The organism is Vibrio penaeicida (assembly GCF_019977755.1).
Taxonomy (GTDB): Bacteria; Pseudomonadota; Gammaproteobacteria; order Enterobacterales; family Vibrionaceae; genus Vibrio; species Vibrio penaeicida.
Window position 1 is genome coordinate 1647880 of the sequence record NZ_AP025144.1, and the last position, 14251, is coordinate 1662130.

14 protein-coding genes are annotated in these 14251 nt (G+C 43.6%); 13 read left to right on the forward strand and 1 reads right to left on the reverse strand.

Translation table 11 applies throughout. The features are described from left to right. Nucleotides 1-2 precede the first annotated feature (2 nt). The 9 genes from LDO37_RS07700 to LDO37_RS07740 all read left to right on the forward strand — a co-directional run bounded on the left by LDO37_RS07700 (nucleotide 3) and on the right by LDO37_RS07740 (nucleotide 8462). Nucleotides 3-1199, forward strand: coding sequence for an AAA family ATPase (locus tag LDO37_RS07700; protein WP_126607520.1), 1197 nt, complete (start codon nucleotides 3-5; stop codon nucleotides 1197-1199). A gap of 11 nt (nucleotides 1200-1210) precedes the next feature. Further along, nucleotides 1211-2476: a CpaF family protein gene (locus LDO37_RS07705; protein ID WP_126607521.1), complete on the forward strand. Its 1266-nt coding sequence runs from the start codon at nucleotides 1211-1213 to the stop codon at nucleotides 2474-2476. Next, nucleotides 2473-3384, forward strand: coding sequence for a type II secretion system F family protein (locus LDO37_RS07710; protein WP_126607522.1), 912 nt, complete (start codon nucleotides 2473-2475; stop codon nucleotides 3382-3384). The genes LDO37_RS07705 and LDO37_RS07710 overlap by 4 nt, the downstream gene beginning before the upstream one ends. Further along, nucleotides 3384-4256 carry a type II secretion system F family protein gene (locus LDO37_RS07715; RefSeq protein ID WP_126607523.1) on the forward strand — a complete coding sequence of 291 codons (873 nt, stop codon included), beginning with the start codon at nucleotides 3384-3386 and terminating at the stop codon, nucleotides 4254-4256. The genes LDO37_RS07710 and LDO37_RS07715 overlap by 1 nt, the downstream gene beginning before the upstream one ends. After that, nucleotides 4249-5436, forward strand: coding sequence for a tetratricopeptide repeat protein (locus LDO37_RS07720; RefSeq protein ID WP_126607524.1), 1188 nt, complete (start codon nucleotides 4249-4251; stop codon nucleotides 5434-5436). The genes LDO37_RS07715 and LDO37_RS07720 overlap by 8 nt, the downstream gene beginning before the upstream one ends. A gap of 12 nt (nucleotides 5437-5448) precedes the next feature. Next, nucleotides 5449-5991, forward strand: coding sequence for a TadE family protein (locus LDO37_RS07725; protein ID WP_126607525.1), 543 nt, complete (start codon nucleotides 5449-5451; stop codon nucleotides 5989-5991). Then, entirely contained in the window at nucleotides 5984-6550 is a 567-nt protein-coding gene (gene tadF, locus LDO37_RS07730; RefSeq protein WP_126607526.1) for a tight adherence pilus pseudopilin TadF, read from the forward strand. Before LDO37_RS07725 ends, tadF begins: the two co-directional genes overlap by 8 nt. A gap of 71 nt (nucleotides 6551-6621) precedes the next feature. Next, nucleotides 6622-7896: a TadE/TadG family type IV pilus assembly protein gene (locus LDO37_RS07735; RefSeq protein ID WP_126607527.1), complete on the forward strand. Its 1275-nt coding sequence runs from the start codon at nucleotides 6622-6624 to the stop codon at nucleotides 7894-7896. Next, nucleotides 7893-8462 carry an OmpA family protein gene (locus LDO37_RS07740; RefSeq protein WP_126607528.1) on the forward strand — a complete coding sequence of 190 codons (570 nt, stop codon included), beginning with the start codon at nucleotides 7893-7895 and terminating at the stop codon, nucleotides 8460-8462. The genes LDO37_RS07735 and LDO37_RS07740 overlap by 4 nt, the downstream gene beginning before the upstream one ends. Nucleotides 8463-8517: 55 nt before the next feature. Here the strand turns inward: LDO37_RS07740 and LDO37_RS07745 are convergent, their stop codons facing one another. Next, nucleotides 8518-8865 carry a VC1380 family protein gene (locus LDO37_RS07745; protein ID WP_104399049.1) on the reverse strand — a complete coding sequence of 116 codons (348 nt, stop codon included), beginning with the start codon at nucleotides 8863-8865 and terminating at the stop codon, nucleotides 8518-8520. Between the two features lie 204 nt (nucleotides 8866-9069). Between LDO37_RS07745 and LDO37_RS07750 the strand changes: the two genes are divergently transcribed. The 4 genes from LDO37_RS07750 (at nucleotide 9070) to LDO37_RS07765 (ending at nucleotide 14242) form a co-directional block, all read left to right on the forward strand. Beyond that, nucleotides 9070-10404 (forward strand): MipA/OmpV family protein, encoded by a 1335-nt coding sequence (locus LDO37_RS07750; RefSeq protein ID WP_126607529.1) that lies wholly within the window; start codon nucleotides 9070-9072, stop codon nucleotides 10402-10404. Nucleotides 10405-10996: 592 nt separating this feature from the next. Then, nucleotides 10997-11728 carry a FadR/GntR family transcriptional regulator gene (locus LDO37_RS07755; RefSeq protein ID WP_126606789.1) on the forward strand — a complete coding sequence of 244 codons (732 nt, stop codon included), beginning with the start codon at nucleotides 10997-10999 and terminating at the stop codon, nucleotides 11726-11728. Between the two features lie 6 nt (nucleotides 11729-11734). Next, entirely contained in the window at nucleotides 11735-12823 is a 1089-nt protein-coding gene (locus tag LDO37_RS07760) for an ABC transporter ATP-binding protein (RefSeq protein WP_126606790.1), read from the forward strand. Between the two features lie 72 nt (nucleotides 12824-12895). Next, the gene (locus LDO37_RS07765; RefSeq protein WP_101113713.1) at nucleotides 12896-14242 is read left to right on the forward strand and encodes an extracellular solute-binding protein; all 1347 of its coding nucleotides are present in this window, start codon (nucleotides 12896-12898) and stop codon (nucleotides 14240-14242) included. Nucleotides 14243-14251: the final 9 nt, after the last annotated feature.

Here is a 14251-nt window from a genome sequence, read left to right on the forward strand (position 1 = left end):
CGATGGATTTAAACAACTTATTTAAAACCTCGACGTCTCCCAAAAAAGCTGTATCCGAGTTTTCCGATTTACTGGTTTCCGACGATGCGGAGTTTGTTCAGTCGGTAAGGGATTTGTATGCGATAGAAGGGTTTCCACCGCTGATTGAAATGCCAGAGTTGACCAGCCAATCCAACATGGATTTAGGTAAGCAGAAAATCAAACACGTGGTGTTGGATTTTCGTCAGTCGAACAATGTCGTTGAAGAAATCAGTGACATTACCACTAAGTTGGACGTAGGTATTCGCATTATTGCCATCAGCAATTCGGATTCCATTCGGTTGAAAAACCGCGTACAAGCCCTCGGCGCAGAATACGTCTTGTGGGATGAAAATCTCCAAGATCTGCTCAATGCAGTGAGCGTATCTGAATCTGCAACCGGAACATTGGTGAATAAAACCCGTGTTGCAAAACGCGTTCTTCTGCTTTCTTGCAAAGGCGGAATTGGGCTCTCGACCATATCTTCATTAGTGGCGTACGGATTGTCTTCCGAAGCGCAGTTGAAAACGCTGCTGGTGGATCACGATTCTGGCGCGTTTACCTCGGACATTTTTCTCGGTATGAAAGGGGTAAAGCCAAGGCATAACAGCATCGATTTGAATCAGAGAGACATAGACAGTGCCATCGCTCAAACCTATGTCTCGAAGGTCGACGATAAGCTCGACTATTTGATTCTCGAAAAAACCACCGCTTGTGTTGGAGACCATGCCTCTACACTGCATAACCTTTCCTATCAGCTTGAAAGTAATTACAACTTTATTGTGGACTCTGTGCCACTGACATCTTTTGAAGAAGTGCACGATCAAGACTTGAGTGAAAAGTATCACCGTATTTACCTGATCTGCGATCCGTCTGTAGCGTCATTGCGCGCCTATAACATCATTAAGAAAAAGATGGGTAAATCGGCTCACCAAGTGTTGTTCATTCAAAATCGCCCTGCGAAAGACTACATGGTGCCCTTAGAGAACGCCAAAGAACGAGTTAAGCGGAAAGAAGCGCTGTCGTTTTCATACGAATCGGGCTTGGAAAAGTTATTGATTCAGCAGGGAATGAAAGCGGTGATTAAAAGTAAGTTCTCTTTGCCAGTCGTTGAAATGGTGAAAGACCTTACCGGAAAAAACATCCGCCCTAAATCCAAATTTTCTTTGTTCAAGAAATAAGCGAGGGGTAGATGAGCCAGTTTAATAAAATCTACATAGAGCTAAGAGATGAAATCTTTGACGCGTTAGATGCGTCAACCTTAGTTGAAATCAGTAACGAAGACTTGGAAGCCCAGCTTAAAGAAACCGTTAACCTGCTTATCGACAGGAGAGGGTTACAGGTGTCCAATTCACAGCGCATTGAGTTAGTGAAGGCGCTACTTGCAGAGCTAAAAGGGCTGGGGCCACTGCAAGCCTTGCTCGATAACGATGACATTTCAGACATTATGATCAACGGGCCACACAATATCTTTATCGAAATTGGCGGCAAAGTTCAGAAGTCGCCGATTCAGTTCGTTAACGAAAAACAACTCAGCACCATTGCAAAACGAATTGCCTCAAATGTAGGGCGTCGAATCGATGAATCCAAGCCGCTTTGTGATGCGCGTTTAGAAGATGGCAGCCGTGTCAATATCGTCATTCCCCCACTTGCGATAGACGGCACCTCCATTTCTATACGTAAATTCAAACAGCATAAAATAAAACTCGAAAACTTGGTGGAATTCGGCGCTCTCTCCATCGAAATGGCAAAGCTTTTGTCCATTGCCAGCCATTGCAAATGCAATGTGTTGATTTCTGGTGGTACGGGTTCGGGTAAAACCACATTGCTCAACGCACTATCGGGCTACATCGGTGAAACAGAACGTATCGTTACCATTGAGGATGCGGCGGAACTGCAATTGCAGCAGCCGCATATCGTTCGTCTAGAAACTCGCCAAGCCAGTGTTGAAGGAACCGGTGAAATCACCGCTCGCGACTTGGTGATCAACTCCCTACGTATGCGACCAGACAGAATTATTGTGGGTGAGTGCCGTGGCGGTGAGGCGTTTGAAATGCTTCAAGCGATGAACACGGGTCACGATGGATCGATGTCGACACTTCACGCCAACACGCCAAGGGATGCGGTTGCTCGAACAGAAAGCATGGTGATGATGGCAACGGCAAGCTTACCTATTCAGGCGATCCGACGCACCATTGTGAGCGCGGTGGATTTGATTGTGCAGGTTAAGCGCTTGCACGATGGTAGCAGAAAAGTGCTCTACATCTCCGAAGTCGTTGGTTTGGAGGGCGATAGCGTGGTGATGGAAGACATCTTCCGGTTCGAGAACAAAGGCACATTGGAAGATGGAAAAATCGATGGTGAGTTTCGCTCTCCAGGTTTATCCAAACGTTCCATCGTGTACGAGCGAGCACAATTTTTCGGCTTAGAGGACGCATTAGAGGAGCTGTTCTCATGATGTGGGTGTTCGCCATTTGGTGCGTGGTTGCCATTGTATTTTGGTTCCAACATAAGAAAACCAGTCGAAAAGTGACCGCACTTATCGATCAAGAAACAGAGTTTGATGGGATAGAAGGTGTCAAAACGGTCATCGATATGGATCGGTTTGAAACCAGTGTGTGGATCCAAGTGAAGTTTATTTTCAAGAAGCTGAAAAAGCTGTTGGAGCCCAATATACCTAAAAAAATAGTGCTGTTTTTGCTGATCAGTGGAGCACTTATTTATGCGGTTAACTTGTTCTTATTCAGCCAAGATTTTCTGGTCTGTTTAGCGATAGGGCAGCCTATTTTGTTCATCGTATTTCTGTTCAAACTCAGCGACATTAAAGAAGAGAAATTCAAAAGTGACTTTCCAGACGCGCTGAATATTTTGTCGGGTGCCATCGCTGCTGGGCAAAGTATCATTCACGCATTTGAGTACGTGGGCGAAAAGCTGGATAACGAAGTAGGGCGTGAATTCAAATTCATGGCAGAACGCTTACTGATTGGTGAAGATCCAGACGATGTGTTGTCACGCAGCGCGACTACCTTCCCATACGTGGAGTACTTCTTTTTCATTTCGACCATTCGAATCAACCTGAGCCGAGGCGGTCAGCTTAAAAACGTGATCAACAAAATCAACCGAATCATGTTTGAATCGCGAGCCATGGAAAAAAAGAAAAATGCTTTAACGTCAGAAGCGCGATCTTCAGCAAAAATTGTGGCGTGCCTACCAATCATCTTTCTTCTCATTCTGAGATTCACTAGCCCAGAAAACTATAACTTCGTGATGTTTGAAGAAGGTGGAAAACCCATTTTTTATTACGTTCTGATCAGTGAGTTTATTGGCTTTTTCTGTATCTCCATGATTTTGCGTGGAGTGAACTGATGGATCTACGCACCACTATTTTCTTAGCTTTCGCGCTTGCTGTTTCCCTTATCTTTGCTTGGTTTCTTATCAAGATGTGGGATTCGTTGGTTGCTAAGTTCTATACCAGTCAAATCATCGGTTCGACCAAAGAAGAAAAACGGCAATTGGCGATCATGAATCGGCTGGTGGAAGCATTCAGTTTCAACCATGAAGAAAACCGACAAAAACTGATTGCCGCAGGGATTTACAACGAGTTTGTCGCCAAAAGTTACTACCTGTTTAAGTTCATTCCGTTTCTATTGGTGTTTTTAAGCACGCTTTACGGGTTCTTTATTGGGGACCTCGATTTTGCTGAATTCTTCATGATAGCAGGGGTCGCTTTAGTTCTATTTTTGATTGGGCCGGATACCTATGTGGCGGCGCGAGCGAAAAAGAACGTCAAGCACATCAGCTCACGATTGCCGTTTTTACTCGATCTGATGAATGTCTGCGTTCACACCGGTATGACCATCGAATCTACCTTGGAATTCCTGAGTAACGAAATCGCAACGGTGGATGAAAATTTGGCTTTTGTGTTGAGGCGTACCACCGAACGAGCAAGGGTGGTGGGGCTGGAAAAGGCGTTGGCAGAGTTTTATGACATTGTCCCTACAACCGAAGCACAGAGTTTTGTAATGACACTGACTCAGAGTTTGCAGTATGGCTCGTCTGTCGGGCCGGTACTCGCGACATTGGCAACTGACATACGTGAAATCAACATGATGGATCTCGAAGAAAAGATAGGAAAAATGGGCGCCAAAATGTCCATACCACTTATCACATTCATCATGGTTCCCATTGTTGTGCTGATTGCTGCCCCTGGAATTTTAAGGATGTTTTCAAATGGCTAATGAAAGACGGGCTATCGAAATTTGGACCAATGTAAAGTGCGCTTTATTACTCTCACTTGCTTTAACTGGTTGTGCGTCCACCAACAGTGAGTTGGATACCAAAGAGGACTTGTTGTTGAGAACCAACGACAAGACGCAACTGGTGGAGTTTTATAAAGCCAATATTAAAGAAAATGACGAATACAAAATTAAGCTGGTGAATGTGTATATCGACTTGAAAGACACCTCTTCAGCGGAGCTTTATCTCAATACGTTCGATGAGTCTGAAAAAGACGAGCCTGAAGTGATGCTAGCCAAAGCTGAAATTGCTTACCTGAAGCGTGGTTTCGCAGAAAGTGAACAGTGGTTAGAGCGTTATCTGGATGAAGGTGGTGACAAATATCAGCACCATATTCTTATGGGCAAAATTAAAGCTCAGCAAAGGCAATACGGGGCGGCAATTGAGTATTTTGAACAGAGTAGAAAGCTCGGAGCGTCGGATAGAGAAGCGAAAAATAGCATTGCCGTTGTGAACCTCATGCAGGGGCAATACGAAGATGCGATGACCATGCTGTACGACTTATATCTCGATCAACCAAACGATGAAAAAGTGCGTTCAAATTTAATCTTGGCATCTGTGAATGCGAACCGACCGGATATTGCCTTAGATGCGCTTCGAGAAAAATACCCTGAAGAAGAGGCAAGAACGCAACTGACCAAATTGATGAAATCGGTGAAAAAGAAACCTGCGCCCAAAATGGCTCGCTCGTCTTCCGCCAAGACTCAAACTCGTTCAACCAGCGCCGCAACTCGGCCTGTTAATCAATCGCGTTATGCGGAGGAAAGTGCGGTGTATAAGCCACAAACCCAACTACAAACTGCCGCTATGGCGGTCGACCAAGCTGGAAACCATCAACCCGTCGCCAGCAAAATGGTATTCAACCCGCAAAACCTCAAACCTAAAGCGCCGTCGATTTACCGAATCCAAGTATTGGCGACGTATAAAGCGATCTCGAGTGAGTACCTGAATTATCTGCGTACGAATTATGGAACGGTTTACGCCTATTCTCATAACCTCTGGAAACGCTACTGTATTGGTGAGTTTAGCTCCATTGAAGAAGCGAAAGCGTACCTAAACCGAATGAAGGTGAAAGGGGCGTTTGTTGTGGATTACACGAAAAATCGACACATAGAGCTGTAGGTAATCTTAACTATGTCGATTGGAACGTCACAACTTAAGAAGCAAAAAGGGGTCATCAGTGTAGAGGCTGCCTTTGGTTTACCGATTTTACTTTTAATGGTGCTGACATGGTTTGAACTGTGTTTGATGGTTTACGCCATTGCGGTGACCGATCACGCCATCACGAGAGCAGTATCTGACACTAAAAAATTGGGTAGGGCAGACGCCATTAGCACGATCAATTATGACAGAGCCATTCGGTCTGCGATTCGTCGAAGCGGGGGTATTTTTCTTCCCGCGGTCATTGATAGCCAATCGATTCAGTCTCGTATTCACTACATCGATGGCTATCAAACGCTCGTTCGTTGCAGTACATCTGTCAGAGAGTTTTCGTCTTGCTCGGGAGTGTCCTCTGAACCCCAAAACAAAGCGTTAGCACTTTACGAAGTGGCCTTTGAGTATTCCCCTATTTTTAATTTCCTACTGCCATCGATAGAAATGCGCCGTGAAGTAATGGCAATTCAGGAATATGAGCGATGCACCTTTAAGTTAGGTCAAGGAGGCTCGTGTGCTTAGACGTTCTTCCAATTCAAATGTGCAGCGCGGCGCTTTTACCATTGAGCTTGCTTTGGTGTTGGTGTTTGTGACGGGTTTTTTTGTTATGCAGGTGAACTTTCTCGTTGCCACTGCCAAAAAAGGGCAAATGGATCGGCTCGCGTATTCACTCGTTTCGGTGATGTCTGAGCGGCGAGAGTTGTTCCGTGACGAAGGCGACATATGTCGGTACGCAGGGGAATGCAAACTGCTGGCGGCAGAATTATACGCCGTGGGCATTTCGGCAATGAATCGGATGTCGAATCAGTTTGACTCAAATAAGTTTGGCATTCGAATAGAGGAGCTGGTGGTTTATCCCGACCGACAAGTTTACGCGATGCGCGAAGTAGGGTGGGTGACAGGATGCAATTTTACGCCGCTAAGAGAAGTGGACAAGATTATCCCGACCACGTCTCGAAACCGTAAGTTGCCCGTTTACAAAGTGTCACTTTGTTACCGAACGCCTTTTAACATATTGGGTGCGAGTAAAGGCGAGCTGCTCAATGTTGTTACGTCTGCCTTTTCGTTTGCGAGGATTTAGCCATGTCTTTACAGAACATATGTTCAAAGCATCAGCGTATTAAAAATCGGCGCTCAATGAAACGAGGGTCGATGAACAAGCAAAAAGGAGCAGCTTTTCTGATTTTCATGTGCTGTCTACCCTTTATGTTTGGCATGTTGGCGTTGGCAATGCAAACCACGCAACAGTTGCACGCGCACGCCAAGTTAAGTGAGGCAACAGAAGTGGCAAGCCTCGGGTTGATTTCATCTTCTACCGGAAATAATGCCCCAGACACGGAACTGGCGTCTCGAATCGTCAATCACTATATGCCATTTAACGAAGGTGAGGTGGCAATATCGATTGTCGATACGCGCTGCGATTACGACACAGGGTGTGTTCAAGATGCTGGCGAGATCTCTCCTTTTGCGGATTTTGTGGTGACGGCGACAACCGAGCACAACTCTTGGATCAGCTACAGCAGTTTGGGTCTAAATCCAAAATTCAAGATTTCTGGTGCGTCGACAAGCCGAAAGTACCTACCTAAACCGGTAGATATCTATTTTGTTGTCGATTTTAGTGGATCCATGAGTGAACGTTTTTCAGCAAGCCCTGGGCGAGGCAGTAAACTCGCCACAGTAAAAAATACCATTAATTTGATATTGGATGACCTGGAAAACTTCAACCGATTCAATAGCCATAAAAGCCGCGTAGCGCTTGTGGGGTACAACCACTTCAACTATCAAAAAATCAATGGTAGACGCGAAGTGTTCGAACATGTGGTTTTACAAAGAGTGAACGATTCAATTGTCCATCGCAACGACAAAAAAAATCCCCTAATTATCAGTCCCGAGCTTGAACGGCATAACTATCGCCCGAGGCGACTGTTCCACGATATTGATCTGACCGACGATTACAGCGGGTTCAGCGATGAGTTTAAAGCGTTTAAAGCAGGTGGCTTTACTCACTCATGGCAGGGTTTACTCCGCGTGGCCGAACTTTCGAATAGCCAAGAAGAGTACAACCCTCAACAAGTGATCATCGTCCTATCCGATGGTGAGGATACCGAGAGACCTTGGGCAATTCATAGCCCAGATGGCAGTTGGCGGAAAACACGGATACTCAAAGAGTTCACGAAATATGGGCTCTGCAGAAATATGGTGTCGGATTTAGAAAACAAGACTGACCGTTTTGGAGAACCTATTTCTGTCACCTTTGGTGTGATAGGTATCGATTTTGAAATGAACCAAGCTGTGAATGGCTTTTTTGATTGCGTGGGGGAAGACAACGTCCTTCATGCCAAAAATGGCAGCGATGTTTATAAGCATATTTTAAACCTGTTGAATGAAGAGACAGGGCGACTGAAAGGAAATGAGGGCTCACTATGAGAGTAATGGCGTTTGGCGTACTTTTGCTGTTATCAGGGCAAGCCGCAGCGAATTGTTTAGCGGAAGAAAATGTATATTTAAAAACGACTCGTGTGCTAGCGAACAATCACTTGGGCACGCAGCAATCGGGTCAATTACTCACTCACCATGTTACGCAGCCAGAGCAACCTCTGTTCGTGAGTGAAGATAGCATTACGGAACAGTTTTCGGTGAGCGACGAGTGTATTTATGACCGCATTTCCCAGACATTGGTGCTGAATTACGCCTTCGATAAAGACAAACTCAGTGACGAACATAAACACATATTATTGGATTACATCAACTTGTTGGATAGCAGTGTTTCCATTGCTGTAGAAGGACACGCTGATGAAGTCGGCACAGACGAATACAACAAAGGGTTGTCACAAAGACGCGCGCGAAACGTTGCGACGTTCTTAAAGAAAACCTTCGGCAAAGAAAAGCAGGTAGATTTACGTGCTTACGGAGAAACAGCGCCAATATGTGAACAAATAGAGAACAAAGTGAAAGGGTGCAACCGCCGTGTCGTCTTAACCGTTCAGACTTGAACTAGGATGAACCCCAAATTTGAGTTTCGAACATTTCAGATGCGCAGCTAACGCATCAATCAACGTCTTCTTCTAGAATTTCGATCACTTCAGATGAAGAGCGTTCATGCCCAATAAGAAACAGAGCAAGGAACGCTTCTGTTTTCATATTCGAGTCGCCTTCCTCCTCAACAATGGTACGAATCTTATCTCGTAGCATTGAGATCTCATGCTCGACAAAACCACGCCCTTCTTCATCACCGCCTTGGTCAGCAGGCTGATGGTCGAAATGCAAGAACAGAAGATCGTCATCAAGCTTGGTTGTGAGTAAACGTTCTGGTAACCACTCTTCTCCCGTCACAACTTGGGGATCGCTGTTATCGGAGAATTTACTTAATATTTGCAATAATTCAGATACTTTCACAATGATTCGTTATACTGTACGCCTCTACTAAGTGTAGCGGCAATTTTGCGTGAATCTTAAAGTAATTTCTCTGATTTTACTACGATTGTTGACCAGTAACTCAATAAAACTCTAAGTCAGAGTGATTAAACGCTGGATCTAGCATCTTAAGGTTACCCAGGTACAAATGTTCAATGTTTTAATAAATTGAGGTGCTCGATTTCTATGCATGCTTCAACCCACCTGACTCCAACTGTTTTGCTTTTGGGTGCGATGACTTTCCCTTCGATAGCTTCAGAAGAAAAGGTAAAAGAACAAGAATGGGGCGTAGCGATGGCCTACCGAGGTGCATCCATTGTTTACAATCTTCCCGGCGAATCTGATTCTTCAGTATCGACCTTTGTTCCTCTTTTCTATTACAACGGCGAAAGTGCCTACTTAGATGGTTTAGAAGGTGGTGTGCACCTTTACAAGCAGGATGATTATCAAGTCAATCTGTTCTCTCGTCTTCGATTTGTCGATTTACCCGCCTCGCAACAAAACCGTTATGGTGGTCATTCGTTTGATTTGGGTGTCCAGTATCGACATTTCTTCCAAGACTCTGATTGGTATATAGATGCTGAACTGATGAGCGATGATGACGCACGCTTGTTCGGTAATGTGCGTGCGACGGCGAAAAGCTCGACCGAAAATTGGGATTTCAAACCCAGCGCAGAGCTAAGAATCAAATCAGACAGCTACAACTCCTATTACTATGGAGCCAATGGTTTAGAGGGATCCCCCGGTTTTGGTAAGCAAATTGGCGGTGGTGTTGAGTTTAAAGTGGGTTTCGAAACTCGCTATCGTGTCGCGTCTAACTTGTACTTATTAGGCAGCGCTTATGCGACGATGCTTGATGACAACGCCTACGATAACATCGCAGTAAAAGAGCGGTGGGGTCAGGAGTACTTTGTCGGATTCGGTTTCTTTAACGACAAGAATACCGCCTCTCGGTCTGACATAACCACGCGCCCGTATCTTCGTGTCGCACAAGGGTTTGCCACACCTTCAGATATGGGTGACATATTTAAGTTTAAGGGTGAACCCGATGAAAACGGCAATAAGATGACCTCGTTTTTCTACGGTCATCCTTTAACCGATGAGCTTTTTGGTGCCCCCATTGATATTTACTTAACTCCAGGCGCTGCTTGGCACTGGAACAGTTCTACTCAAAGTGCCAGCCCTGAGTATGTTATTGCAGTGAAAGCGTATTACACCTTTGAGTGGCCATTCCGTTGGAAATTCGGAGCGGCGGAAGGGATTTCTTATGTTCAAAATATTACCTACATTGAAAGCAGTGAGCTGGAAGGTAAATACGAGAACATGAGTAACCTGATGAACTATTTGGATATTTCATTCGACTTCAATGTTGGTGATATGGTCGGTAAACCTGAGTGGGACCATCTTTGGATAGGGTATGGTTTACATCACCGTTCTTCAATATTTGAAAAGGCTTCGCAGTTCGGTCGGATTAAAGGCGGCAGCAATTACAACACTGTGTATCTGCAATACGATTTCTAAATAACCTCGTGCTCGCAAGATAAAAACGTGTCTGCGTCACAAAAATGGGTTTGAAAAGTAAAAAACGAGGCGAATTATCGCCTCGTTTTTCTTTTTTAATCAAATAGACCATACCAGTTTTAAATTTTTCGTTTTCCAGAGTGAATCAAGTAAAGCCCCAATTACCCATACTTCTATTTTTGCTATTTAATCATATATATCAATACCTTATTTTCATGGATCTCTTTTCTAAACTGCCTGAGCTCATCTCAAATCATCACAACTTCCTACCTGAACATATTAAAATTCAGTCTCTTTAATGCAACTTATTTTATATTTAATGGTGCAACCAGTTGCTAATTTGGTATTAAAACCAGACCAAAATGGCGACTCTAAGTGACAATAAAGCATCTGTTTTTGATAACTTCGTCAACAAAGTGGGTAAAAAACAAACTGGTCCGGTTGAATAAAGACCAGTTCGTCGTTTAGTCTGAATGAAGTTAACGAATTGGTCACAAAATCAGAACATCCGTTAACTACGGCAATAAAACAAACTGGTACTGAATAAATACCAAAATGGAAAATGTAGTAAGCGATGAAGGATCAATAAATTATGTCCGATGACTTTAATGATACGCCCAATTACAGCTCGGATGTCTCTAGGCTTACGCTTAAGTCACAAATAGCAGACAAACTGAGCGCGTTAATTGCGTCGAAAATGATTGAAGAAGGAGAGGCATTACCTTCTGAGCGAGAACTTGCCAAATCGTATGACGTGAGTAGAGAAACGATACGCGGTGCATTAGGGATTCTGAGTGAGCGCAAGTTGATTACGGTTTCTCGCGGACGAAAAAGTATTGTGACGAAAGGATCCGCAGAGATAATTCAATCGAACAATATAGTGGAAGACATTCAAAATTATGATGCTTTTACCGTAGTAGAAACAAGAAAAGTAATAGAGTCGGCGATTCTACGTTCTGCAGCAATAAACATTAAAGATGAAGATATCGAGAAACTCTCTTCTCTTATCGAATACCAAGAAACGGTCTTAGATGATCACATCGCTTTCCAAGTATCAGACAAAGAATTTCACACAGTTATCTATCAGGCTTGTCGAAATACTTTGTTGTCGAAAATAGCAATCGATGTCTATTCCTATGCGCTTGAGCACAGAACGGCAGCATTGGCAGAGGAAAAGTCGACGGTGAGAAGCCTTCGAGAACACCACCAGATTCTAAGATCATTGAAAAGCCACGACCCAGACGCGGCGGAACGTTCCATATTGGGGCATGTTGATAGCATCTTCAAATCAACACTTATTATGCAAAATAAGGACAACGAGTAACGGATTATGCCTGTAATAACTTTGAATAAATTAACAAAAAGATATCAGTCTACTGAAGTGATCCATCAGATTGATTTAGTGATGGAAGACAATGAGTTTACCGTATTCGTTGGTCCATCTGGTTGTGGTAAATCCACCACGCTAAGAATGATCGCAGGTCTAGAAACGGTGAGTGACGGCGAGATTACAATGGATGATCGACCCATATCGAACCTTGAACCCATTGATCGCGACATTGCAATGGTATTCCAAGATTATGCTCTGTATCCGCATATGGATGTCTATAAAAATATGTCTTTCGCATTGAGGTTAGCTAAGCATCCTAAAAGTGATATTAAAAAACGCGTAACGGAAGCGGCAGAAATGCTTGGGCTTACTGAGTATTTGTACCGAAAACCTGCCGAGTTATCTGGTGGGCAAAGGCAGCGTGTTGCAATGGGAAGAGCCTTGGTTAGAAACTCATCGACACTATTGATGGATGAGCCACTGTCAAATTTGGACGCAAAGCTTCGGGGGCAAATGCGTGCAGAATTGGCAATGATGAGCAAAAACATAAAGAAGAACATTATCTACGTTACGCATGATCAAATCGAAGCGATGACGCTCGCAGATCGCATTGTTGTGATGAAAGATGGTTATATTCAACAGCATGGAACGCCCAGAGAACTTTTTGAAAAACCAAGTAATAAATTCGTAGCGGGTTTTATGGGAATGCCACCCATGAACTTCTTGAATATGACCGCTGAAGAAATAGATGGGAAATTATACGCAATTGGGTCGGGTTTTAAACTTGAGCTACCACTACTAAGCCCTGACGCAGAATTACCTAAATCTGGAGAGATAATTGTCGGTATTCGACCTTCTGCTTTAGTCTCTACCGATTCTGATGAATTAGAAAATATCATTACATTTACCATTAATGTTAATGAATATATTGGGAATCAAACAGTATTGATTTCTGATGTTCAAGAAAGTCGATTTATGGTTGAAGTGGATTCATTACATGAATTCAATGCCGGTGAAACTGTAAAATTTAAAGTAAAGCCTGAAGATATATATATATTTGATAAGAAAACAGAAGAAGCTATTTACTAATAATAACTATAGAAACAATTATATAACGTAAATTGGAACACAAACTTAATTCTCTTGCTCTTAGGAGGCAAAATGATTACGTATCTAAAAAGGATTTTTGGAAAAAAAACACTGACCGCCGTAGCCGTTAGTACCATCACAACATTCTCTTATGCGAGTCCATACGACGAATATAAAGATACGACGTTAGTTGTGAATTTTCCAGCACACCCACATTACAATGCGGTAATGAAGGTATTACCTGAATTCACAAAGGAGACGGGAATAAAAGTTGAAGTAGACCAACTTCAATATCTTCGCATGCGTGAAAAGCAAACGCTGGAATTAACAAAAAGAAAAGGCGATTACGATCTTATCGCGTACGTTGTTTTTTCAAAAGCGGATTATGTTTATGCTGACCAACTTGAAAACTTAGCTAGATATTTCATGAACCCATCGCTTTCTGACCCGAACTTTGACGCAGAAGATTTGGTTGATGGCTATGTGTCTAATATTGGTGTAGCTGGCGGTAAGAAAGGCTATCTAAAAGGGCCAACGGGTTCCCTGTTTGGTTTACCATTTGGTGCTGAAACCTCTATCTTGGGTTACCGAAAAGACATCTTTGAAAAACACAATCTTAAGGTGCCAGAAAACTACGAAGAACTGCTTTCTTTGGCGTGTGAAATTCCAAAATTAGAACCTGGAATGGGTGGCTTAGCGTCTCGTGCAGCGTCTGGTCACCATGCATCGCATGCATTCCTTCTACATTTGGCACCGCTTGGTGGCCGTATCTTTGATGACCAATGGAAGCCAATTGTAAACAATGCGCAAGGCGTTGAAGCAGCGAAAGCGCTGAAAACGATTGTTGAATGTGGCGCAGAAGGTTCTAAAACATTTGGTTTTGCCGAAGCTGGAACCTCTTTCTTACAGGGTAATTCAGCAATGTTCCTAGACTCTACGGTATTCGCTGGACAAGTGAATGATCCGTCGAAGTCGAAGGTGGTAGGTAAAATTGGCTGGGCTCCGCACCCTATGGGCGTTCGCAAAGGATCTCAAACTGGTGGTTTTGGTATCGGTATTCCTAAAAACGCACAAAATAAAGAAGCGGCTTTCCTATTAATGCAGTGGCTGACGTCTAAGAAAGTCGACAAGCTGATTGCGCTAGCAGGCGGAAACCCTTCTCGTTACTCAACTCACTTTGATGAGGAAGTGAACAAGAAATTCCCTCACATGGCTACGTTTGGTGAAGCGCTTAAAAATGCAGATCCGGATTGGCGCCCAATTATTCCTGTGTGGGGAAAAATTAACTCAGATTTAGGTACAACATTATCGAAAGTGCTTACTGAAGATCTGGATATTCAAAAAGCGTTAGACGGCGTTGCTGAACGAGCGGAAAAAATAATGGCTGATGCCAACTATTATTCTTGGAATGAGAAATAAATAGTGAAT